The sequence below is a fragment of the Streptomyces sp. NPDC014734 genome, assembly GCF_043083325.1.
Lineage (GTDB): Bacteria > Actinomycetota > Actinomycetes > Streptomycetales > Streptomycetaceae > Streptomyces.
In genome coordinates this window covers 60,588-81,068 of the sequence record NZ_JBIBYN010000021.1, presented here as the reverse complement: position 1 = coordinate 81,068, position 20,481 = coordinate 60,588, and the positions used below count along the sequence as shown (strand labels likewise).

General features: G+C 71.0%; 21 protein-coding genes. 2 read left to right on the top strand and 19 right to left on the bottom strand.

All coding sequences use genetic code 11. The features are described 5' to 3' along the window. Positions 1–2 precede the first annotated feature (2 nt). Complete coding sequence (locus tag ACF1CT_RS28450; protein WP_391786829.1) at positions 3–1,004, bottom strand: aspartate carbamoyltransferase catalytic subunit; 1,002 nt, start codon at positions 1,002–1,004, stop codon at positions 3–5. Positions 1,005–1,096: 92 nt separating this feature from the next. Beyond that, complete coding sequence (gene pyrR / locus ACF1CT_RS28445; RefSeq protein ID WP_391786828.1) at positions 1,097–1,681, bottom strand: bifunctional pyr operon transcriptional regulator/uracil phosphoribosyltransferase PyrR; 585 nt, start codon at positions 1,679–1,681, stop codon at positions 1,097–1,099. A gap of 220 nt (positions 1,682–1,901) precedes the next feature. Here pyrR and bldD point away from each other — a divergent pair, with 220 nt between their 5' ends. Beyond that, a complete protein-coding gene (bldD, locus tag ACF1CT_RS28440) occupies positions 1,902–2,402 on the top strand; it encodes a transcriptional regulator BldD (RefSeq protein ID WP_014157378.1) in 501 nt (166 codons plus the stop codon). Positions 2,403–2,611: 209 nt separating this feature from the next. Here bldD and nusB read toward each other — a convergent pair whose 3' ends face one another. From nusB to rpsD, 15 genes are all read right to left on the bottom strand, one after another. Next, positions 2,612–3,043: a transcription antitermination factor NusB gene (gene nusB / locus ACF1CT_RS28435; RefSeq protein ID WP_391786827.1), complete on the bottom strand. Its 432-nt coding sequence runs from the start codon at positions 3,041–3,043 to the stop codon at positions 2,612–2,614. A gap of 2 nt (positions 3,044–3,045) precedes the next feature. Further along, positions 3,046–3,612 carry an elongation factor P gene (gene efp / locus ACF1CT_RS28430; protein WP_391786826.1) on the bottom strand — a complete coding sequence of 189 codons (567 nt, stop codon included), beginning with the start codon at positions 3,610–3,612 and terminating at the stop codon, positions 3,046–3,048. Positions 3,613–3,662: 50 nt separating this feature from the next. Then, positions 3,663–4,769 (bottom strand): aminopeptidase P family protein, encoded by a 1,107-nt coding sequence (locus tag ACF1CT_RS28425; protein ID WP_391786825.1) that lies wholly within the window; start codon positions 4,767–4,769, stop codon positions 3,663–3,665. Positions 4,770–4,873: 104 nt separating this feature from the next. Then, positions 4,874–5,683 carry a Pro-rich N-terminal domain-containing protein gene (locus ACF1CT_RS28420; protein ID WP_391786824.1) on the bottom strand — a complete coding sequence of 270 codons (810 nt, stop codon included), beginning with the start codon at positions 5,681–5,683 and terminating at the stop codon, positions 4,874–4,876. 149 nt (positions 5,684–5,832) lie between these two features. Then, positions 5,833–6,273, bottom strand: coding sequence for a type II 3-dehydroquinate dehydratase (gene aroQ, locus ACF1CT_RS28415; RefSeq protein WP_391786823.1), 441 nt, complete (start codon positions 6,271–6,273; stop codon positions 5,833–5,835). Then, positions 6,270–7,364 carry a 3-dehydroquinate synthase gene (aroB, locus tag ACF1CT_RS28410; protein WP_391786822.1) on the bottom strand — a complete coding sequence of 365 codons (1,095 nt, stop codon included), beginning with the start codon at positions 7,362–7,364 and terminating at the stop codon, positions 6,270–6,272. The genes aroQ and aroB overlap by 4 nt, the downstream gene beginning before the upstream one ends. Beyond that, the gene (locus ACF1CT_RS28405) at positions 7,361–7,915 is read right to left on the bottom strand and encodes a shikimate kinase (protein ID WP_391786821.1); all 555 of its coding nucleotides are present in this window, start codon (positions 7,913–7,915) and stop codon (positions 7,361–7,363) included. The genes aroB and ACF1CT_RS28405 overlap by 4 nt, the downstream gene beginning before the upstream one ends. Then, positions 7,912–9,096, bottom strand: coding sequence for a chorismate synthase (gene aroC, locus ACF1CT_RS28400; RefSeq protein WP_391786820.1), 1,185 nt, complete (start codon positions 9,094–9,096; stop codon positions 7,912–7,914). Before aroC ends, ACF1CT_RS28405 begins: the two co-directional genes overlap by 4 nt. 148 nt (positions 9,097–9,244) lie before the next feature. Beyond that, positions 9,245–10,081, bottom strand: coding sequence for a shikimate dehydrogenase (locus tag ACF1CT_RS28395; RefSeq protein ID WP_391786819.1), 837 nt, complete (start codon positions 10,079–10,081; stop codon positions 9,245–9,247). Continuing rightward, complete coding sequence (gene mltG, locus ACF1CT_RS28390) at positions 10,068–11,972, bottom strand: endolytic transglycosylase MltG (RefSeq protein ID WP_391786818.1); 1,905 nt, start codon at positions 11,970–11,972, stop codon at positions 10,068–10,070. Before mltG ends, ACF1CT_RS28395 begins: the two co-directional genes overlap by 14 nt. 95 nt (positions 11,973–12,067) lie before the next feature. Then, complete coding sequence (gene ruvX / locus ACF1CT_RS28385) at positions 12,068–12,553, bottom strand: Holliday junction resolvase RuvX (protein WP_391786817.1); 486 nt, start codon at positions 12,551–12,553, stop codon at positions 12,068–12,070. Then, entirely contained in the window at positions 12,550–15,219 is a 2,670-nt protein-coding gene (gene alaS, locus ACF1CT_RS28380; protein WP_391786816.1) for an alanine--tRNA ligase, read from the bottom strand. Before alaS ends, ruvX begins: the two co-directional genes overlap by 4 nt. Beyond that, a complete protein-coding gene (locus ACF1CT_RS28375) occupies positions 15,219–15,581 on the bottom strand; it encodes a DUF6167 family protein (protein WP_391786815.1) in 363 nt (120 codons plus the stop codon). The genes alaS and ACF1CT_RS28375 overlap by 1 nt, the downstream gene beginning before the upstream one ends. Before the next feature lie 7 nt (positions 15,582–15,588). Beyond that, positions 15,589–16,038, bottom strand: coding sequence for a DUF948 domain-containing protein (locus ACF1CT_RS28370; protein WP_391786814.1), 450 nt, complete (start codon positions 16,036–16,038; stop codon positions 15,589–15,591). A 415-nt stretch (positions 16,039–16,453) separates the two neighbouring features. Beyond that, entirely contained in the window at positions 16,454–17,068 is a 615-nt protein-coding gene (rpsD, locus tag ACF1CT_RS28365) for a 30S ribosomal protein S4 (RefSeq protein WP_376243551.1), read from the bottom strand. Positions 17,069–17,256: 188 nt separating this feature from the next. Between rpsD and ACF1CT_RS28360 the strand changes: the two genes are divergently transcribed. Continuing rightward, positions 17,257–17,958, top strand: coding sequence for a DUF2470 domain-containing protein (locus ACF1CT_RS28360; RefSeq protein ID WP_391786813.1), 702 nt, complete (start codon positions 17,257–17,259; stop codon positions 17,956–17,958). A gap of 24 nt (positions 17,959–17,982) precedes the next feature. Here ACF1CT_RS28360 and ACF1CT_RS28355 read toward each other — a convergent pair whose 3' ends face one another. Then, positions 17,983–19,365: a replication-associated recombination protein A gene (locus tag ACF1CT_RS28355; RefSeq protein WP_391786812.1), complete on the bottom strand. Its 1,383-nt coding sequence runs from the start codon at positions 19,363–19,365 to the stop codon at positions 17,983–17,985. An 80-nt stretch (positions 19,366–19,445) separates the two neighbouring features. After that, positions 19,446–20,081, bottom strand: a complete 636-nt coding sequence (locus tag ACF1CT_RS28350; protein ID WP_391786811.1) for a vitamin K epoxide reductase family protein — start codon at positions 20,079–20,081, stop codon at positions 19,446–19,448. Positions 20,082–20,481: the final 400 nt, after the last annotated feature.

The window sequence follows — 20,481 nt, the reverse complement described above, 5'->3', positions numbered from 1 at the left end:
GATTACTTGTTCTCCTCGGTACGGGCGGGGGTGGCGGGCGACGGCTGGGCCTGCGCGGCGGGCTCCGCGCCGCCCAGCAGGAGGTACAGGACGGCCATGCGGATGGAGACGCCGTTGGCGACCTGCTCGACGGCCGTGCACCGGTCGGAGTCGGCGACCTCGGCGGTGATCTCCATGCCGCGGACCATCGGGCCGGGGTGCATGACGATGGCGTGCCCGGGCATCTTCGCCATGCGGTCGGCGTTCAGGCCGTAGCGGCGGGTGTACTCGCGTTCGGTCGGGAAGTACGCGGCGTTCATCCGTTCGCGCTGCACACGCAGCATCATCACCGCGTCGGACTTCGCCAGCACCTCGTCGAGGCCGTAGCTGACGTCGCACGGCCACTGCTCGACGCCGACCGGAACGAGGGTCGGCGGGGCCACCAGGGTGACGTGGGCGCCGAGCGTGTTCAGCAGGTGGACGTTGGAGCGCGCGACCCGGCTGTGCAGGATGTCGCCCACGATGGTGATCCGGCGGCCTTCGAGGTCCCGGCCCAGCCCGCTGTCGGCGCCGACGAGGCGGCGGCGCATGGTGAACGCGTCGAGGAGGGCCTGGGTGGGGTGCTCGTGGGTGCCGTCACCGGCGTTGACCACGGCGCCGTCGATCCAGCCGGAGGTGGCCAGCCGGTACGGGGCGCCGGAGGCGCCGTGCCGGATGACGACGGCGTCGGCGCCCATCGCCTCCAGGGTCAGCGCGGTGTCCTTGAGCGACTCGCCCTTGGAGACGGACGAGCCCTTCGCGGAGAAGTTGATGACGTCGGCGGACAGCCGCTTGGCGGCGGCCTCGAAGGAGATGCGGGTGCGCGTCGAGTCCTCGAAGAAGAGGTTGACGACGGTACGGCCGCGCAAGGTGGGGAGCTTCTTGATCGGCCGGTCCGCGACCCGGGCCATCTCCTCGGCGGTGTCGAGGATCAGGACGGCGTCGTCGCGGGTGAGGTCGGCGGCCGAGATGAGGTGACGCTTCATCTGGGTGTTCTCCGGGGGGTGGAGGGTTCAGGCATGCGGGCGTGCGGAAGTAGCCCTACGGGCTCGGGGTACGCCGTACGGGTGAAGTTCGGCTACTGCTCGCCTGCGGGGGCGGTCCGTTGGACACCGAGCAGCACGGCGTCGCGGCCGTCCTCCTCGGCGAGCTGGACCTTGACCGTCTCCCGCAGCGACGTGGGGAGGTTCTTGCCGACGTAGTCGGCGCGGATCGGGAGTTCGCGGTGACCGCGGTCGACGAGGACCGCGAGCTGGACGGCGCGGGGCCTGCCGATGTCGCCCAGCGCGTCGAGCGCGGCGCGGATGGTGCGGCCGGAGAAGAGGACGTCGTCGACAAGGACGACCAGGCGGCCCTCGATGCCCTCGCCGGGGATCTCGGTGCGGGCCAGGGCGCGCGCCGGGCGCAGTCTCAGGTCGTCGCGGTACATGGTGATGTCGAGGGAGCCGACCGGCATCTTCCGGCCGGTGATCTCCTGGAGTTTGTCGGCGAGCCGACGGGCGATGAAGACGCCCCGCGTCGGGATGCCGAGGAGCACCACGTCGTCGGCGCCCTTGGCGCGTTCGACGATCTCGTGGGCGATCCGGGTCAGTGCCCGGGCGATGTCGGGAGCCTCCAGAACGGGGCGTGCCGCATTGCCGGTGGCTTCATGCTGTGCGTCCATAAGAAACGGACCTCCTTCTCCGCCTCACGGGACGGACCTTAAAGGACGTCGAATTTGCGTCATCCACGGTAGCAGGGCTTGTGCCGGGCCCCGATCGCACCCCCGGGAGGTGTCGGTCCGGACCGTTCAGCTTGACGCATCCAAGTAACGCTGCGTAACCTCACAGTGAGTTACCAGCAACGCGGCGGAGCCGCGCATGTTCCAGCGTCCGGGGAGCCTTATGTCCAGCGAATACGCAAAACAGCTCGGGGCCAAGCTCCGCGCCATCCGCACCCAGCAGGGCCTCTCCCTCCACGGCGTGGAGGAGAAGTCGCAGGGCCGCTGGAAGGCCGTCGTGGTCGGTTCGTACGAGCGCGGTGACCGTGCCGTGACCGTGCAGCGTCTGGCCGAGCTCGCGGACTTCTACGGGGTCCCGGTGCAGGAGCTCCTGCCCGGCACGACGCCCGGCGGGGCCGCGGAGCCGCCGCCGAAGCTCGTCCTGGACCTGGAGCGCCTCGCCCACGTCCCGCCGGAGAAGGCCGGGCCGCTGCAGCGCTACGCCGCGACGATCCAGAGCCAGCGCGGCGACTACAACGGCAAGGTGCTCTCGATCCGCCAGGACGACCTGCGCACACTGGCCGTGATCTACGACCAGTCGCCGTCCGTGCTGACGGAACAGCTGATCAGCTGGGGTGTGCTGGACGCCGACGCGCGTCGCGCCGTCGCCCACGACGAGGGCTGAGACCCCCGCCCCCGAAGAACCGTGTCGCAGTGCCGGCCCGGGCCCCCTCCCCGGGGGCCCGGGCCGGCACTGCGTTTTCCGCTGCGGGGGCGGGGGTCTCAGCCCCGCGTACGTCCGCGCACAGGCGTACATCCGCGCACGGCCCCGTACGTCGAAGAGCCCGCGGTCGCCGAACCGCGGGCTCTTCGACTGCCGAGCGTCTCCGGGGACTACTGCGCCCGGCGGAGATTCGGCTTGAGGTCCTTGAAGCGGGCCAGCAGCCCGTTCACGAAGGACGGGGAGTCGTCGGTGGAGAACTCCTTGGCGAGCTGGACCGCCTCGTCGATCACCACAGCGTCCGGGGTGCCGTCGACCCAGATCAGCTCGTACGCGCCGAGCCGCAGGATGTTCCGGTCGACCACCGGCATGCGGTCGATCTCCCAGTCCACCGAGTAGGTACGGATGAGGTCCTCGATGCGGTCCGCGTACTGCGCGTACCCCTCCACGAGCTCCATCGTGTACTCGGTGACCGGCGGCTGGCGGCTGTCGGTCCGCGAGTGCCGCACCCAGTCCGCCAGGACCGTCAGCACGGAGGCGCCTCGCTGGTCGGCCTCGAAGAGGATCTGGAAGGCGCGCTTGCGGGCCGTGTTACGGGCAGCCACGGTTAGCTGTTCACCCGGCCGAGGTAGTCGCCCGAACGGGTGTCGACCTTGATCTTCTCACCGGTGGTGATGAAGAGCGGAACGCCGATCTCGTAACCGGTCTCCAGCGTGGCGGGCTTGGTGCCGCCGGTGGAGCGGTCGCCCTGGACGCCCGGGTCGGTGTGCTGGATGGTGAGCTCGACGGCGGCCGGCAGCTCCACGAAGAGCACCTCGCCCTCGTGCTGCGCGACCGTGGCCTCGAAGCCCTCGATCAGGAAGTTCGCGGCGTTGCCGACGACCTTGCGGTCGATGTGCAGCTGGTCGTACGTCTCCATGTCCATGAAGACGAAGTAGTCGCCGTCCATGTACGAGAACTGCATGTCGCGCTTGTCGACAGTGGCCGTCTCGACCTTGACGCCGGCGTTGAAGGTCTTGTCGACGACCTTGCCGGAGAGCACGTTCTTGAGCTTGGTGCGCACGAAGGCCGGGCCCTTGCCGGGCTTGACGTGCTGGAACTCGACGACGGACCAGAGCTGGCCTCCGTCGAGCTTGAGCACCAGGCCGTTCTTGAGGTCGTTCGTGGAAGCCACGGTTGCGGAATCTCCTGGACTGAAGCTGGTGGAACGACCGAGGATGCGCGCTAGAGCGCGAGCAGCTCCTTGGTCGTAATGGTGAGTAGCTCGGGTCCGCCGTCCGCCTCGGGGCGCACGACGAGCGTGTCATCGATCCGGACCCCGCCCCGGCCCGGGAGGTGGACCCCCGGTTCGACGGTGACCGGCACACAAGCGTCCAGTTTACCCATGGCCGCAGGTGCCAGCTGCGGGTCCTCGTCGATTTCCAGTCCCACCCCATGGCCGGTCCAGGGCGTGAGTCCGGCGCCGTGGCCCGCCGAGTCCAGGAGGCAGCGGGCCGCCCGGTCCACGTCGCGGCAGGCCGCGCCGGGCACGAGGGCCTCACGCCCGGCCCGCTGAGCGGCGAAAACGAGGTCGTACAGCTCGATCTGCCAGTCGGCGGGCGCCGTCCCGATGACGAAGGTGCGGCCGATCTCGCAGCGGTATCCGCGGTAGTCGGCACCGAGACAGACGGAGAGGAAATCCCCTTCCTCCACCCGCCGGTCCGTGGGGCGGTGGCGTCCCTGACCGGAGTTCGGCCCGGTGGCCACGGAGGTGGGGAAGGCCGGCCCGTCGGCGCCGTGGTCCACCAAACGACGCTCCAGCTCCAGGGCGAGGTGACGCTCGGTGCGGCCGACCAGGATGGATTCGAGGAGTTCGCCGAGGGCCTGGTCGGCGATCTCGGCGGCGATCCGCAGGCAGGCGATCTCCTCCTCGTCCTTGACGACCCGGAGTTGCTCGACGGTGGGCCCTAGGTCGGCCAGTTGGAGCTTCGGGGCGACCGAGCCCATGGCACGGTGGCGGGCGACCGTCAGATGGTGTTCCTCGACGGCCAGGGAGTCGGCACCCGTGGCGGCGGCCAGATCGGCGGCGGCGACCACCGGATCGCCGTCGGCCGCCGAGAGGGACGCCACCCGCAGCGCGTCGTCGGTCCGGGCTTCGGCGGGCTCACCGGCCGGGTCGCGGGGACGCATCAGAACGTCCTCGCGCGGGCCGAGCAGCAGCACGGCGCCCGGAGGAGCGCCGCCCGCGAGGTAGCGGACGTTGGCGGGACGGGAGACCAGCGCGGCCGCGGATCCGACGGCGGCGCACCGGTCGCGGAGCAGCCCGCGACGGACGGCGTACACGTCTGACATGTCACGAGCCTACGAGTGCCGGCCCGGGGCTGCGCGGTCAGCGCATCCGACCGGGTCCCGGGCGGACGGGTCCCCCACCGGTCCGTGAGTCCCGCCCGTGGCGCTCACCAGGTGGGCGGGCTGGTGATGGAGCGGGCGAGTATGTCGTCCAGGACCCGGGCGGTGGTCTCCACGTCGTACGTCGAGTTGTCGATGATCGGCAGCCCCGAGCCGTACCACCCGGCCATGCGGCCGTGGATGCGGGCGACCTCCTCGTCCGAGAGGCGGCGATTGCCGCTGCGGGCGGCGTTGCGCTCCAGCACGACCTCCAGGCCGGGCAGCAGGACGACGGGCAGCAGTCCGGGGCCGACGTGGCGTTTCCAGCCCCCCAGACCGACGACGGGACGGTCCGGGAAGACGGCGTCGTCCAGGATGCAGGAGATGCCGTTGGCGAGGAAGTTGCGGGCGGCGAAGCCACAGGTGCGGCGGGCCAGCCGGTACTGGGCCTCGGAGTGGTCGTTCCACCCGGCCTGTGGGTCGGCGAAGCCGGAACATACCCATTCCCGGACGTCGTCGAGGCTGACGTGGGCCGTGGGGACACGGCGACGACCGGCCCAGAGCCGGGCCACGGTGGTCTTGCCCGCGCCCGCCGGACCGATCAGCAGCACGGCGAGCGTCGCGCTTCCGGTACCGGGCCCGGCGGGCGGCGCGGGCAGCGGGACCGGGCCGCCGGGCGGCAGTTGGACGTGCCCGGTGGTCTCCCTGGACGGAGGACCCGGGGCGTGCTGCGGGGCGGGTCCGCTCCAGCCCTGTGCCGTGGGCGGGGCGGCGGGGGGACCGGGGTTGCCCGGGTGCCGGGCCTGGTGCGTCCAGTCGGCGGGTCCGCTCGCCGGGCCTTGGGGCGGCGGCAGCGGGGCCCCCACTGCGTGCTGCATCCGGTGCCACTCCGTCTCGTACAGGCAACTGGGGCTGGTGGAACGGCAACCGTACCGTCCCCGGCCGCCGCGGAGACAACGGCCGGGGACGGTCCGCAGTGCCCGGACGGCCGATATGGCGCCCGGGCGACGGCCGCCCCGACGGACCGTCAGCCGGTCAGTTCGTCCGCGAGGGCGCGCAGGGCCAGGCGGTAGGAGCCGATGCCGAATCCGGCCACGGTCCCGGTGGCGACCGGCGCGACCACCGAGGTGTGGCGGAATTCCTCCCGTGCGTACGGGTTCGAGATGTGCACCTCGATCAGCGGAGCGGTGCGCTGGGCCGCCGCGTCCCGCATTCCGTACGAGTAGTGGGTGAACGCCCCTGGGTTGAGAACGACCGGAATTGAACCGTCCGCGGCTTCGTGGAGCCAGCGGATCAACTCGCCCTCGTCATTGGTCTCCCGGACGTCGACATCGAGACCGAGTTCCTCACCGAGGGTCCGGCAGGTATCGACGAGTCCGGCGTAGGAGGTGGCACCGTACACGTCGGGCTCGCGGGAGCCGAGACGGCCGAGGTTCGGCCCGTTGAGGACGAGTACCCGCCGGGTCACGCCGCCACCTCCCCGTAGGCGGCGAGCAGCACGGCCGGGTCGGGGCCCTCCAGCACGGTGGGCTTTCCGAGGCCGTCGAGGACGATGAAGCGCAGCAGGTCGCCGCGGGACTTCTTGTCGACCCTCATGTTCTCCAGCAGCCTGGGCCACTGGTCGCCGCGGTAGGTGAGCGGCAGGCCGACGGACTCCAGGACGGCACGGTGCCGGTCGGCGGTGGCGTCGTCGAGACGTCCGGCCAGCCTGCCGAGTTCGGCGGCGAAGACCATGCCGACCGAGACGGCCGCGCCGTGCCGCCACTTGTAGCGCTCGTTCTTCTCGATGGCGTGGGCCAGGGTGTGGCCGTAGTTGAGGATCTCGCGCGGCCCGGACTCCTTGAGGTCGCCGGAGACGACCTCGGCCTTGACCCGGACGGCGCGCTCGATCAGCTCGGCGGTGTGCGGTCCGGTGGGTGTGCGGGCGCCCTGCGGGTCCGCCTCGACGAGGTCGAGGATCACGGGGTCGGCGATGAAGCCCGCCTTGATGATCTCGGCGAGGCCGCTGACGTAGTCGTGGACGGGCAGCGAGTCCAGGGCGGCGAGGTCGCACAGGACGCCGGCGGGCGGGTGGAAGGCTCCGACGAGGTTCTTGCCCTCGGCGGTGTTGATGCCCGTCTTGCCGCCCACCGCGGCGTCGACCATGGCGAGCACGGTGGTGGGCACGGCGATCCAGCGCACCCCGCGCAGCCAGGTCGCGGCGACGAAGCCGGCCAGGTCGGTGGTGGCTCCGCCCCCGACGCCGACGACGACATCGGTACGGGTGAAACCGGTCTGCCCGAGCGCCTTCCAGCAGTAGGCCGCGACCTCGGCGGTCTTGGCCTCCTCGGCGTTCGGAAGCTGGATCGCGATGGCCTCGTAGCCCTGCGCGGCGAGGTCCTGACGGACCGCCTCGCCGGTCTCGGCGAGCGCCTCGGGGTGCAGGACCGCGACGCGCTTGGCGCGGTCGCCGATGAGCGAGGGCAGCTCGCCCAGGAGCTGCCGGCCGATCAGCACGTCGTACGGGTCGGTACCCGCGCTGCCGACGATCCGGATACGGGTGGGTCCCTGCTCGGTCATGGTGTGTTCTCCCGGCCGGGGGTGACGGGGTCGTCCGTGCGCTCCGGCAGTTCCAGTGCGTCGAGCACCGCCCGGGCGACCTCGTCGGGCGTGCGCTCGTCGGTGGCGACGGTCACCCGGGCCACCTCGGTGTACAGGTGACGGCGGGCGTCCATCAGCTCGCGCCACTGACGGCGCGGGTTGACGGCGAGCAGCGGGCGGGCGGCGTTCAGGCCGACCCGTCTGACGGCCTCCTCCACCTCCATGGAGAGGTAGACGACGGGCCGCCCGGCGAGCAGTGCCCGCGTCGTGTCGTCGAGCACGGCACCGCCGCCGAGGGCGAGGACGCCGGTGTGCTCGGCGACGGCGGTGTGCACGGCCTGTCGCTCCAGCGCGCGGAAGTGTTCCTCGCCCTCGTCGTAGAAGATCTCCGCGATCGGCTTTCCGGCCGTGGCGACGACGTCCGCGTCGGTGTCCCGGTAGGTGGTGCCGAGCCGGGCTGCGAGCAGTTCCCCGACGGTGGACTTGCCGACGCCCATCGGTCCGACGAGGACGATCAGCGGGCCGCTCATCGGATCTGCAGGTGGTCGAGGTACGAGCGGACGTTGCGACCGGTCTCGGCGACGCTGTCCCCGCCGAACTTCTCGGCGACGGCGTCGGCGAGGACCAGCGCGACCATCGCCTCGGCGACGATGCCCGCGGCCGGGACGGCACAGACATCGGAGCGCTGGTGGTGGGCCTTGGCGGGTTCGCCGGTGACGACGTCGAAGGTGGCGAGTGCGCGCGGCACCGTCGCGATCGGCTTCATCGCGGCACGGACCCGCAGCAGTTCGCCGGTGGACAGCCCGCCCTCGGTGCCGCCCGAACGGCCGGAGGCGCGCTTGACGCCGTCCTCGGTGATCAGGATCTCGTCGTGCGCCTCGGAGCCGGGGACACGGGCCAGGTCGAAGCCGTCCCCGACCTCGACCCCCTTGATCGCCTGGATGCCCATCAGCGCCGCGGCGAGCCGGGCGTCGAGCCGGCGGTCCCAGTGGACGTGCGAGCCGAGCCCGACGGGCACCCCGTACGCCAGCACCTCGACGACGCCGCCGAGGGTGTCGCCGTCCTTGTGGGCCTTGTCGATCTCGGCGACCATCGCCTCGCTCGCGCCGGCGTCCAGGCAGCGCACCGGGTCGGCGTCCAGCCGCTCGACGTCGGCGGGCGTCGGAAGGACCCCGCGGGGCGCCTTGGCCGCGGCCAGCTCGACGACGTGGCTGACGATCTCGATGCCGGCGGTCTCCTTGAGGTACGACCGGGCGACGGCGCCGAGCGCGACCCTGGCCGCGGTCTCCCGGGCGCTGGCGCGCTCCAGGACCGGCCGGGCCTCGTCGAAGCCGTACTTCTGCATACCGGCGAGGTCGGCGTGGCCGGGACGCGGGCGGGTCAGCGGGGCGTTGCGGGCCAGCTCGGCCAGCGTCTTTGGGTCGACCGGGTCGGCCGCCATGACCTGTTCCCACTTGGGCCACTCGGTGTTGCCCACCATCACGGCGACCGGGGAGCCCATGGTGAGGCCGTGACGCACTCCGCCGAGGAAGGTCACCTCGTCCCGCTCGAACTTCATCCGCGCGCCGCGGCCGTAGCCGAGCCGCCGCCGCGCGAGCGCGTCCGCCACCATCTCCGTGGTGATCGGGACACCGGCGGGAAGACCCTCCAGCGTCGCCACGAGTGCGGGGCCGTGCGACTCCCCCGCGGTCAGCCAGCGCAACCTGCTCAACGGTGCTCCTCATGCTCGCGCCTGGAACTGCGACGGCGCGACCGGGTGCGCGGCCCTGGCCCGCCGCCCCCGATCCTCCCACGTCCGGGGACGTGGACCGGTCCCCGGTCCAGCAGGCGGACGGCTCCCGGCCGGGGCGGGCGGCCGGTCAGCGGTCCGCGAGCGCCCTCTCCCCGGCCCGTCGCATGGCGGCGAGCGGGGCGGGCGCCCGTCCGGTCATCCGCTCCACCTGAAGCGCCGCCTGGTGCACCAACAGGTCGAGACCTCCGATGACTGCCCCGTTGCGGGCCTCCCAGGCGGCGGCCAGTCCGGTCGGCCAGGGTTCGTAGAGCACGTCGAAGAGGGTGCCGGGCCGGGCCGGTACGTCGTCGGTCAGCGTGTCGGTGGCACCGGCCGGGGTGGTGGCGATGACCAGCGGAGCGTGCAGTGCCCGCCCGGCCTCCGCCCAGTCGGAGATCCGGACGTCGACGCCGAGGCGTTCGCCCCAGCCGCGCATCTCCTTGCCCCGTTCCCTGCTGCGGACGTAGGCGGTGACCGGTCCGGCACAGATCTCGGAGAGTGCGGCGAGCGCCGAGGAGGCGGTCGCCCCGGCCCCGAGCACGGCGGCGGAGTCGGTCTTCTCCACGCCGCGTTCACGCAGCGCGGCGATCATGCCCGGGATATCGGTGTTGTCGCCCCTCCGGCGTCCGTCCTCGGTGAACACCACAGTGTTGACGGCCTCCACCGACGACGCCGTCTCGCTGATGGAGTCCAGCAGCGGGATGACCGCGCGCTTGAGCGGCATGGTCAGCGAGAGGCCCGCCCAGGTGGAGTCGAGCCCCTCGACGAAGGCGGGGAGCCCGGCCTCGTCGATCTCGAACCGGTCGTACGTCCAGCGGTCGAGGCCCAACTCGGCATAGGCGGCCCGGTGCAGGACCGGGGAGAGCGAGTGGGCGATGGGCGAGCCGAGGACGGCGGCCCGGTGCGCCTCGTTACTGAAGGTCATGCAGTTCCTTGAACTTCTCGTTGAGCTTCGCGTGCTCGGCGGCCGTCTTGGTGAAGTCGGTCTTCTTGCTGTCGAGCGAGATGAAGAACATCCAGCCGTCATGGGTCGGATTCAGCGTCGCGCGGAGCGCCTCCGCACCGGGATTGCTGATCGGTCCCGGCGGCAGACCCGGGTGGTAGTAGGTGTTGTACGGGTGGGGGTTGGTCCGGATGTCTTTCGTCCGGATCGTGATCTCGCTCTGCTTCTTCAGATAGTTGAACGCCGAGTCGAATTCGAGCTTGCGGTTGGTGACCGTGTTGTCCGCCTTGAGGCGGTTGTAGACCACCTCCGCCATCTTCCGGAAGTCGTCGTGCGTCAGGCCCTCGGCCTGGACGAGACTGGCGACGGTGACCACCTGCCAGGGATCCTCAAGTCCCAGCTTCCTGGCGTTCGCCTCAAGGTCGGCCTTGTCGTATTCCTCGTTGGCCCGGGAGACCATCTGCTTGAGGACGGCCTCCGGCTTCATTCCCTTGGTGACGGGATAGCCCGCCGGGTAGAGGAAGCCCTCCAACGGGTCCATGACCTTCGCATGCCCCTTCGCCCAGGCCGGCAGCCCGAGCTTGTCGGCCTCGGACTTGGCGACGGCGGCGGTCGTCCCGGCCTTGACCCCGAGTCTCCCGTCGATCTTCGCGTAGACCGCGGCGTTGCGGTCGCCCTCGGGGATGACCAGCAGGTTCTGGTTCTTCGGGTCGAGCATCATCTTGATGGCCTCGGCCGCGGACATCTTCTCGTGCAGCAGATACACACCGGCCTGGATCTGCTGCCCCTTGGGGTTCTCCTTCTGCGCGGCGACGAAGGCGTCGACGCTCTTGACAACGCCCTTCTGTTTCAGGAGGTTGCCGATGTCGTAGCCGTAGGCGTTCTTCTTGATCTCGATCTCGACCTGACCGCTGCCCGTTCCGGCGTAGTCCGGCGGTGCGCCGAACTTGTCCTGCCAGAACGAGTAGCCGAAGTAGGCGACACCGCCGAGACCACCGACCAGGACCAGCGAGACGACCAGGCAGGCGCAGCCGCTGCGGTTCTTCTTCTTGCCCTTGCCCCGGCGCTCGCCGCCGCCGCGCCCGGACCGGCGCGACGCGGGCGGATCGTCGTCGTGCTCGTCGTCCTCGTCCTCGTGGTCGTCCTTGCCCCTGCGGCCGTCCTTGCTCCCGCGGCCCTCCCTGCCGTCCGGCTCGTCGGTGCCGGTGAAGAAGGGGTGCGTCTCCTCCGGCTGGACCTCGGGGTCCCAGTCGGGGTTCTTCTCGGGCTCCGGTGCGGGGGCGCCGCGCCGGCCCGGGGGCTGCGGGGGCGGGTAGGCGTCCTGTGTGCCGTACTGATCGGGCGTCTGGCCGTAGCCGGCCTGCTGCCCACCGTACGGGTCGCCCTGCTGGGCCTCGTAGGGCACGCCCGCGGCCTGCTGCCCGGTGTCCCAGCCGCCGTTGTCGTACGAAGGCTGCTGGGGTTGCTGAGGCTGCTGGGGCTGCTGGGGCTGCTGGGGCTGCTGTGCGTGCGGTGGCGGGGGCTGCTGCGCGTACGGATCGTGCGGGACCCCGTAGCCGGGCTGCTGCTGGTAGTGCTGCTGCGCGTAGGGGTCGTGCGCCTGCGGGTACTGGGCGTACGGTTCCTGGCCCTGGGGCTGCTGCGCGTAGGGGTCCTGGGCCTGCGGCTGTTGCTGCTGCGCGTGGGGAGCCTGGTGGTACGGGTCCTGGTGGTACGGGTCCTGAGGATAGGAGCCCTGGGGGTAGGGCTGTCCGCCTGCGTACGGGTCCTGGCCGTGGGCGGACTGCTGCTGTCCGCCCCATCCCTGGTCCCCGTACAGGGGGTCCTCGGGATTCCACGGTTCGGAGCCGGGGCCCCGGCCATACTCAGTCATCGATCCCCTAGAGCCGCGAGACGACCTTCCGTCTCTTCGCTGTGCGGCGCTTGTTCGAACGCCACCGCATCGCGCGGAACGTTACCGTATCGCGATCAGGGAGCCACCTCGACGCCTTCGCCCGGTGCCCGGCCCGACGCCCGCTCGGTCTCCAGGGCGTTCTGGAGGATCACCACGGCGGCGGCCTGATCGATGACGGAACGGCCCTTCTTCGCCTTCACGCCCGAGGCGCGCAGCCCCTGGCCGGCCGTTACCGTGGTCATCCGCTCGTCCACCAGTCGTACCGGAACGGGCGCGACCGAGCGGGCGACCTCCTGGGCGAAGACCCGGATCTTGGCCGCCGCGGGTCCTTCGCCGCCGCCGAGGGAGCGCGGCAGGCCGATGATGATCTCGATCGGCTCGTACTCCTCGACGATCTGCCCCAGCCGCCGGTGGGCCGCCGGGACGTCACGTCCCGGAACGGTCTCCACCGGCGTGGCGAGGATCCCGTCGGGGTCGCACGAGGCGACCCCGATCCGGGCGTCCCCGACGTCGATCGCGAGTCGGCGACCCCGGCGCATCCCGGTCACTTCCGCCGTCATGCCGTCTCGGTGACGAGGCGTTCGACGGCGGCGATGGCGGAGCCGACGGCCTCGGGGTCCTGGCCGCCGCCCTGCGCGACGTCCGGCTTGCCGCCGCCACCGCCACCGAGGGTCTTGGCGGCGGTGCGGACGAGGTCACCGGCCTTGAGGCCGCGCTCGCGGGCGGCCTCGTTGGTGGCGATCACCGTGAGCGGACGGCCGTTGGCCGTGCTGAACAGGGCCACGACGGCCGGACGGCCACCCTGGACGCGTCCGCGGACGTCGAGAACGAGCTTGCGCAGGTCGTCGGCCGAGGTGCCGTCCGGGACCTGGCCGGTGACGAGGGCGACGCCCCGTACGTCCTTGGCCGACTCGGCGAGTCCGGCGGCGGCCTGCAGGACCTTCTCCGCGCGGAACTTCTCGATCTCCTTCTCGGCGTCCTTCAGCTTGCCGAGCATCCCGGCGATCTTCTCCGGAAGCTCCTCGGGACGGCCCTTGACCAGCTCCTGGAGCTGGGCGACGACCGTGTGCTCCCGGGCGAGGAAGTTGTACGCGTCGACGCCGACCAGGGCCTCGATGCGGCGCACGCCGGAACCGATGGACGACTCGCCGAGCAGCTTCACCAGGCCGAGCTGGGCGGTGTTGTGGACGTGCGTACCGCCGCACAGCTCCTTGGAGAAGTCGCCGATGGTGACGACCCGGACCTGCTCGCCGTACTTCTCGCCGAACTCGGCGATGGCACCCTGCTTCTTGGCCTCGGCGATCGGCATGACCTCGGCGTGGACGTCGAGTTCGCGGCCGAGGACCTCGTTGATCTTCTGCTCGACGTCGGTGAGGACCGTGCCGGGCACGGCGGCGGGCGAGCCGAAGTCGAAGCGGAAGCGGCCCGGCGAATTCTCCGAACCGGCCTGGGCGGCCGTCGGGCCCAGGGCGTCGCGCAGCGCCTGGTGCGTGAGGTGCGTGGCGCTGTGGGCGCGGGCGATGGCCCGGCGGCGGGTGGCGTCGATGGCGGCGTGGGCGGAGGCGCCCACGGTCACCTCGCCGACCTGGACCGAGCCCTTGTGCACGAAGACGCCGGGGACGGGCCGCTGGACGTCGCGGACCTGGATGACGGCGCCGCTGTCGAGCCGGATCCGGCCCTGGTCGGCGAGCTGGCCACCGCCCTCGGCGTAGAAGGGGGTCCGGTCCAGGACGACCTCGACCTCGTCGCCCTCGGAGGCGGCGGGCGAGGGAACGCCGTCGACGAGCAGGCCGACGACCGTCGACTCGCCCTCGGTCGTCGTGTAACCGGTGAACTCGGTGGCACCGGAGTTGTCCGCGACCTCCCGGTAGGCGGACAGGTCGGCGTGGCCGGTCTTCTTGGCCCTGGCGTCGGCCTTGGCCCGCTCCCGCTGCTCCTTCATGAGGCGGCGGAAGCCGTCCTCGTCCACGGACAGGCCCTGTTCGGCGGCCATCTCCAGGGTGAGGTCGATCGGGAAGCCCCAGGTGTCGTGGAGCAGGAACGCCTTGTCGCCGGCGAGCACCTTGCCGCCGGCGGCCTTGGTCTCGGTGACGGCGGTGTCGAGGATGTTGGTCCCGCCCTTGAGGGCCTTGAGGAAGGCGGCCTCCTCGGCGAGGGCCACGGTCTCGATGCGCTTGCGGTCGGTGATCAGTTCCGGGTACTGCTGCCCCATCGTGTCGACCACGACGTCGACCAGGGCCTTGACGACCGGCCCGGTGGCGCCCAGCAGCCGCATGTTCCGGATGGCGCGGCGCATGATGCGGCGCAGCACGTAGCCGCGGCCCTCGTTGCCCGGCGTCACACCGTCGCCGATGAGCATCACGGAGGTGCGGATGTGGTCGGCGACCACGCGGAGCGAGACGTCCGAACCGTGCTCGGCGCCGTAGCGGACGCCGGTGAGTTCGGTGGCCCGGTCCATGACGACGCGCAGGGTGTCGGTCTCGTACATGTTCTGCACGTCCTGCAGGATCATGGCGAGACGTTCCAGGCCGAGGCCCGTGTCGATGTTCTTCGACGGCAGGTCCCCGAGGATCGGGAAGTCCTCCTTGCCGTCACCAGCGCCCCGCTCGAACTGCATGAAGACCAGGTTCCAGATCTCCACGTAGCGCTCGTCGTTGACGGCCGGGCCGCCCTCGACGCCGAATTCGGGGCCGCGGTCGTAGTTGATCTCGGAGCAGGGACCGCAGGGGCCGGGGACACCCATGGACCAGAAGTTGTCCTTCTTGCCCAGGCGCTGGATGCGCTCGGCCGGCACGCCGATCTTGTCGCGCCAGATCTGCTCGGCCTCGTCGTCGTCGAGGTAGACCGTGATCCACAGCCGCTCGGGGTCGAGGCCGTAGCCGCCGTCCGCCACGGAACCGGTGAGCAGTTCCCAGGCGAACTGGATGGCACCTTCCTTGAAGTAGTCCCCGAAGGAGAAGTTGCCGCACATCTGGAAGAAGGTGCCGTGCCGGGTGGTCTTGCCGACCTCCTCGATGTCCGGCGTGCGGACACACTTCTGCACGCTGGTGACGCGCGGGGCGGGCGGCTTGACCTCGCCGAGGAAGTAGGGCTTGAAGGGCACCATGCCGGCGGGGACCAGCAGCAGAGTCGGGTCGTCCGCGATGAGCGACGCCGAAGGGACGACGGTGTGACCGCGCTCCTCGAAGAAGCTCAGCCAGCGGCGACGAATTTCAGCCGACTCCATCAGTGGTCCTCATTCCGGTTGTATGAGTGGTGGGGGAGCGTGCGGCGATCGAAGACCTCGACGGACCGGTCCGGTCCGACGGGCTCGGCCGCCTCGACGGCGAAGTGGCGCCGCACGGGCAGATCGGGATCGACCGGCGCCTCCAGGCCGAGCGCCTCGCCGAGTTCGGCCTCGCGCCGGACCATGGACTCACGGACGTCCAGAGCGAAGTCCTTGAGCTTGTGACCGGTCTCGATCGCCCGGTCGGCGGCCTGCGCCGCGAGGCTCTCGGGGGTCAACTGCTTGAGCTTGCGGTTGACCTTGGTGGTGGCCCAGACACCGGCGGCGGCGCCGGCGGTGAACCAGAACGTACGGCGGAACATCGCTGCGTCAGTCCTTCGGTCCGCGGGAGTTTCTGCCGTTGCGCCCCCCGCCGCGCACGGGCGGCAGGGTACGGCCGACGACCACCGTGCGGCGGCCCGTCCGACGACCGGGTTCCGGCTCGGCTCCGGACCTTCGGCCGATGGCCTGCCGGACCCCGTACCCGAACGCGGCGATCTTGACGAGCGGTCCGCCGAAGGTCGAGGCGACGGTCGTGGAGAGCGCCGAGGCGTTCGAGGTGACTTCCTGGACGTCCGTCGCGATCGCGTCGACCCGGTCGAGCTGCGTCTGGGCGGAGCGCACGGTCGCGGAGGCGTCGGCGAGCAGCGGAACCGCCTGTTCGGTCACGTCCGCCACGAGCTTGGTCGTCGCCCTGAGCGTCTGGGCCAGCCTCACCAGGACGACGGCGAGGAACGACACCAGGATCGCCCAGAAGACGGCCACCAGGATCCCGGCCACCTCTCCACCGGACACTGTGCACCGCTTTCTGACTTGTCGCTGTTTCCGGGACTGCTTCTGTGACTGTCCCCGTCTGCTTCCGCTCGGTCCGACAGCCGCCGCCGCGGCGACGACTGGTCGTCTCCCGAGCCTATCGCGCCGGTGGTCGCGCCCCGAACCGCATTACCGGCGGGCGGCGGCGGAACACTTCGAAGCGTGCGCACGGAGCGCACGCGCCACGACACTCCGCGTGTTCCCCACGGCCGCCCTCGGCGCCCTCCCGGCGGACCGGCCCCCGGACGCGGAGGCGCCGCACGGACCCGCGGGGGCACCCGGCCGCCCGGCCGGGCCGGCGGGCCGACAGAACACCCGGGCCCGCCCTCCCCCGTAACAGGGAAGGGCGGGCCCGGGTGCGATGAGAGCGACTGCGCCTGGATCAGCGGGCGTAGTACTCGACGACGAGCTGCTCGTCGCAGATGACGGGGATTTCCTTGCGGTTCGGGTCCCGGTCAAGGCGGAAGGCCAGGGCCTTCAGGTTCACCTGCAGGTAGCGCGGGGTCTCGCCGTCGGTGGCGTAGCCACCCTCGCGGGCCACCTGGAAGGGGTGCTTCTCACGGCTGCGCTCGCGGACCGTCACGACCTGGTCGGGGCGGACGCGGTAGGAGGGCTTGTCGACCTTGCGGCCGTCGACCTCGATGTGACCGTGCACGACCATCTGACGGGCCTGGTAGATGGTGCGGGCGATGCCCGAACGCAGCACCAGGGCGTCGAGACGGCGCTCCAGCTCGACGACGAGCGCCTCGCCCGTCTTGCCCTCGGCCTTCTTGGCGCGGTCGTAGGCACGCGCCATCTGGCGCTCGCTGATGTCGTACTGGGCGCGCAGCCGCTGCTTCTCCAGCAGACGGACCTTGTAGTCCGAGTTCTGCTTGCGGCCACGGCCGTGCTCGCCCGGCGGGTAGGGGCGGGCCTCGAAGTACTTGACGGCCTTCGGCGTCAGCGCGATGCCGAGCGCGCGGCTCTTCTTGACCTTGGGACGCGACTGGTTAGGCACGTTCTCCGGACCTCCGTTTTAGGTTAGGTTAGGCTCACCTTAGTTGAGGAGATCGCATGTCTCGCCCGAGGAACACCAGTCACATCACGGACAGCACAGACAGTGTCGACACCTCACGGGGTGCCGATACGACGGAGGACCGATCAGATCGTGGTCAGCCGCGTCCTGACGGGCTTGAAACCACTCGGATGCCGTCAGCAGCCGAGCGCACACGAACTCTCGTACAGAGTACCTGCTCGGCGGTACTGCTCGTGCCCGGGCTGCCCGCGTCCGCATGGGACCGGCTCATGCCCACCGCCAGGAACGTGGGGCCCGACGGCGATGTGTTCGTCGAACTGCCCGCCGACTCCCCCGCCGTACGGGCGGCGACGCACGCCGAGGCCGACGAACTCGCCGCCGTGCTGGAGATCACTGACGTGGCCCCCGTCTCCGTACCGCACCGCATCCGCGGCCGGGCCCGGATCTCGGGGTGGCTCACCACCGTACCGGGCCTGTCCGGACCGGGTCGGACGACACTGCGGCTGGAGACGGACGAGGTCTGCGTGGACGATCTCTGGGGCGCCGAGACGGTCGTTCCCGAAGACTTCCGGGACGCGACGCCCGATCCGTTCGCCGGCCACGAGACGGAACTGCTCCAGCACCTGCACGCGGGCCACGGCGAACAACTGGACCTGCTGTGCGCGATGCTGGGCGAGCGGACGGCCCGTCGCCGCGCGGCGCACCGGCCGTCCGTCGTGCCGTTGGCACTGGACCGGTTCGGGCTGCGGGTGCGCGTGTGCGAGGACCGTCACCGATGCTTCGACGCGCGCTTCGAGTTCCCCGGTCCGGTGCGCGACATCACCGGGCTGCGCCACGCCATGCACACGCTCTTCGAGGCGGCCGCGCACTGAGGCCCTGCCCGCCGCGCGCGTCCCTCAGTCGCCGGACGGGGTCGCCCCGTCGTCGGGGCCGGTCCGGCCGAGCCGCTCGCGGACCCGCTCCACCACGTCCGCGTAACGCGCCTCGGCACCGTAGCGCGTGGGGCGGTAGTAGCGCCTGTCGCCGACGGCGTCCGGGGCGTACTGCTGGGTGGCGATGCCGCCGGGGACGTCGTGCGGGTACACATAGCCCCGGGCGTGGCCCAGCTCGGCGGCGCCCTTGTAGTGACCGTCGCGCAGATGGGCCGGGACGGGGCCGGCGAGTCCCTTCCGCACGTCCTCCCGGGCGGCGGAGATGGCCAGCGTCGCGGCGTTGGACTTGGGGGCCAGGGCCAGGGCGATCGTGGCATGGCTCAGCGTGAGCGCCGCCTCCGGGAACCCGATCATGGCGACCGCCTGGGCGGCGGCGACCGCGATGGGCAGTGCCGTCGGGTCGGCGAGGCCGATGTCCTCGCTGGCCGAGATCATCAGCCGTCGGGCGATGAACCGGGGGTCCTCCCCCGCCTCGATCATCCGGGCCAGGTAGTGCAGCGCCGCATCGACGTCGGAGCCGCGGATCGACTTGATGAGCGCGCTCGCCACGTCGTAGTGCTGGTCGCCGTCACGGTCGTATCTCACGGCCGCGCGGTCGACGGTCTCCTCCAGGGTCTGGAGGGTGATCTCCTTCTCCCGCTTGGCCAGTGCCGCCCCGGCCGCGGCCTCCAGCGCGGTGAGCGCCCGGCGGGCGTCGCCGCCCGCGATCCGCAGCAGATGGGCCTCGGCTTCCCGCGGCAGCGCCACCGCTCCGCCGAGTCCGCGCTCGTCCGCGAGGGCACGCGCCAGCAGGCCGCGCAGGTCGTCGTCCGTGAGCGGTTCGAGGGTGAGCAGCAGCGAGCGCGACAACAGCGGCGAGATGATCGAGAAGTGGGGATTCTCGGTGGTCGCTGCGATCAGGGTCACCCAGCGGTTCTCCACGGCCGGGAGGAGTGAGTCCTGCTGGGCCTTGGAGAAGCGGTGGATCTCGTCGAGGAAGAGAACGGTCTCCTTGCCGTAGCCCCCGGTGGCACGGCGGGCGCCCTCGATGACGGCCCGCACCTCCTTGACGCCGGCGGTGATCGCGGAGAGTTCGACGAAACGCTTGTTGGTGGCCTTGCTGACCACGTATGCCAGCGTCGTCTTGCCGATGCCGGGCGGACCCCACAGGAGCACGGACGACGGGCCCGCCGGACCGCCGTTCCCCTCGCCGACGAGGCGGCGCAGCGGCGAGCCCTGCTTGAGCAGATGCTGCTGGCCGACGACCTCGTCGAGAGTACGGGGGCGCATCCGGACAGCGAGCGGGCTGCTGGACGGGTCGTTCTCCTGGCGGTCTTCGGCTGCTGCGGTAAAGAGGTCGGGCTCCACGTCTTGAAGCCTATGTCACGGCACTGACAGCCCAGCCGGGCCCGCCGCCCGGCGGAGCGGGGGGGGGGTGGCCTGCCCGGTCAGCTGGTCCAGAAGTCCCACCAGCGGGTGAGGATCAGCATGCCGATGATCCCGATCCACAGGACCGGCGGCACCCAGTGGAACTCGGTCAGTCCGTTGCGCAGCCAGTTCGGCGCGGGAATGATCCGGTGCTCGATGTTGTGCTTGGTGACGTAGCAGAACATGACGATCGTGGCGACCCAGGCCAGGCAGCACCACAGGCAGAGCGAGTTGATGTTGTACAGCGACTGGTACTGGAGCCAGGTGCAGAAACCGACACCGAACAGCGTGCCGGCGTTCATGCCGAGCCAGTACCACCTGCGGAAGCGGGCACCGGCGAGCAGTGCCAGGCCGATTCCGATGATCACGGGGTAGGCGGCGAGGCCGAGCATCGGGTTCGGGAAGCCGAAGGCGGCCGCCTGCTCGCTCTTCATGATGTTGCCGCAGGCGACGACCGGGTTCAGGCTGCAGCCCGGCGTGAAGGTCGGGTCCTCCAGCAGCTTGAACTTGTCGATCGTGATGACCCAGGCGGCGAGGAGACCGGCGGCGCCCGTGATCACCAGCAGCAGCGCGAACGCCCGGCTGCCGCCGATGGTCCTCTTCCCGTTGTCCTCGTCCCGCTCGGAGGAAGGATGGTCAACCGCTGCAGTCGTCATATCGCCGTTCCATCAGTGAGTGGCCTGCTGGGCACGGTCATTGTGCCGCACCGCGCTACCGCTCTTCCGTTCGATGGCCATAAAGGTATGCACGGAATCGGGTGCGCGACCGGTGGGCAACGCGAGGTCCACGAGGCTCCGGGGAACACGGGGGAACCTCCGGTGGAGGTGCTCGACCTGCGAGAGGGCCGCTCGGAGCCGACCCGCCGACGAGAGAGGCACGCCCTTGGCGCCGGTCCTGGATCAGGCCTCCGTCCGCGTCGTCGGCAGTCGCGGGGAAATCATCCGGCAGGGCGGTTTCTCGCCCCTCGGATTGACGACGCCCGCCCTGGCGACGGGCTTCGGCGGCGTGCCGGACGCACCGGAGTTCCGGTCCGTCCGGCACGTGCCGGGTGAAAAC

Bases quoted from the DNA above. Each gene is read 5' to 3' on its own strand.
- ACF1CT_RS28450 (WP_391786829.1), bottom strand. From the start codon at position 1,004: ATGAAGCGTCACCTCATCTCGGCCGCCGACCTCACCCGCGACGACGCC.
- pyrR (WP_391786828.1), bottom strand. From the start codon at position 1,681: ATGGACGCACAGCATGAAGCCACCGGCAATGCGGCACGCCCCGTTCTG.
- bldD (WP_014157378.1), top strand. From the start codon at position 1,902: ATGTCCAGCGAATACGCAAAACAGCTCGGGGCCAAGCTCCGCGCCATC.
- ACF1CT_RS28425 (WP_391786825.1), bottom strand. From the start codon at position 4,769: ATGTCAGACGTGTACGCCGTCCGTCGCGGGCTGCTCCGCGACCGGTGC.
- ACF1CT_RS28420 (WP_391786824.1), bottom strand. From the start codon at position 5,683: ATGCAGCACGCAGTGGGGGCCCCGCTGCCGCCGCCCCAAGGCCCGGCG.
- aroB (WP_391786822.1), bottom strand. From the start codon at position 7,364: ATGACCGAGCAGGGACCCACCCGTATCCGGATCGTCGGCAGCGCGGGT.
- ACF1CT_RS28405 (WP_391786821.1), bottom strand. From the start codon at position 7,915: ATGAGCGGCCCGCTGATCGTCCTCGTCGGACCGATGGGCGTCGGCAAG.
- ACF1CT_RS28395 (WP_391786819.1), bottom strand. From the start codon at position 10,081: ATGACCTTCAGTAACGAGGCGCACCGGGCCGCCGTCCTCGGCTCGCCC.
- mltG (WP_391786818.1), bottom strand. From the start codon at position 11,972: ATGACTGAGTATGGCCGGGGCCCCGGCTCCGAACCGTGGAATCCCGAG.
- ruvX (WP_391786817.1), bottom strand. From the start codon at position 12,553: ATGACGGCGGAAGTGACCGGGATGCGCCGGGGTCGCCGACTCGCGATC.
- alaS (WP_391786816.1), bottom strand. From the start codon at position 15,219: ATGGAGTCGGCTGAAATTCGTCGCCGCTGGCTGAGCTTCTTCGAGGAG.
- ACF1CT_RS28375 (WP_391786815.1), bottom strand. From the start codon at position 15,581: ATGTTCCGCCGTACGTTCTGGTTCACCGCCGGCGCCGCCGCCGGTGTC.
- ACF1CT_RS28360 (WP_391786813.1), top strand. From the start codon at position 17,257: ATGCCGTCAGCAGCCGAGCGCACACGAACTCTCGTACAGAGTACCTGC.
- ACF1CT_RS28350 (WP_391786811.1), bottom strand. From the start codon at position 20,081: ATGACGACTGCAGCGGTTGACCATCCTTCCTCCGAGCGGGACGAGGAC.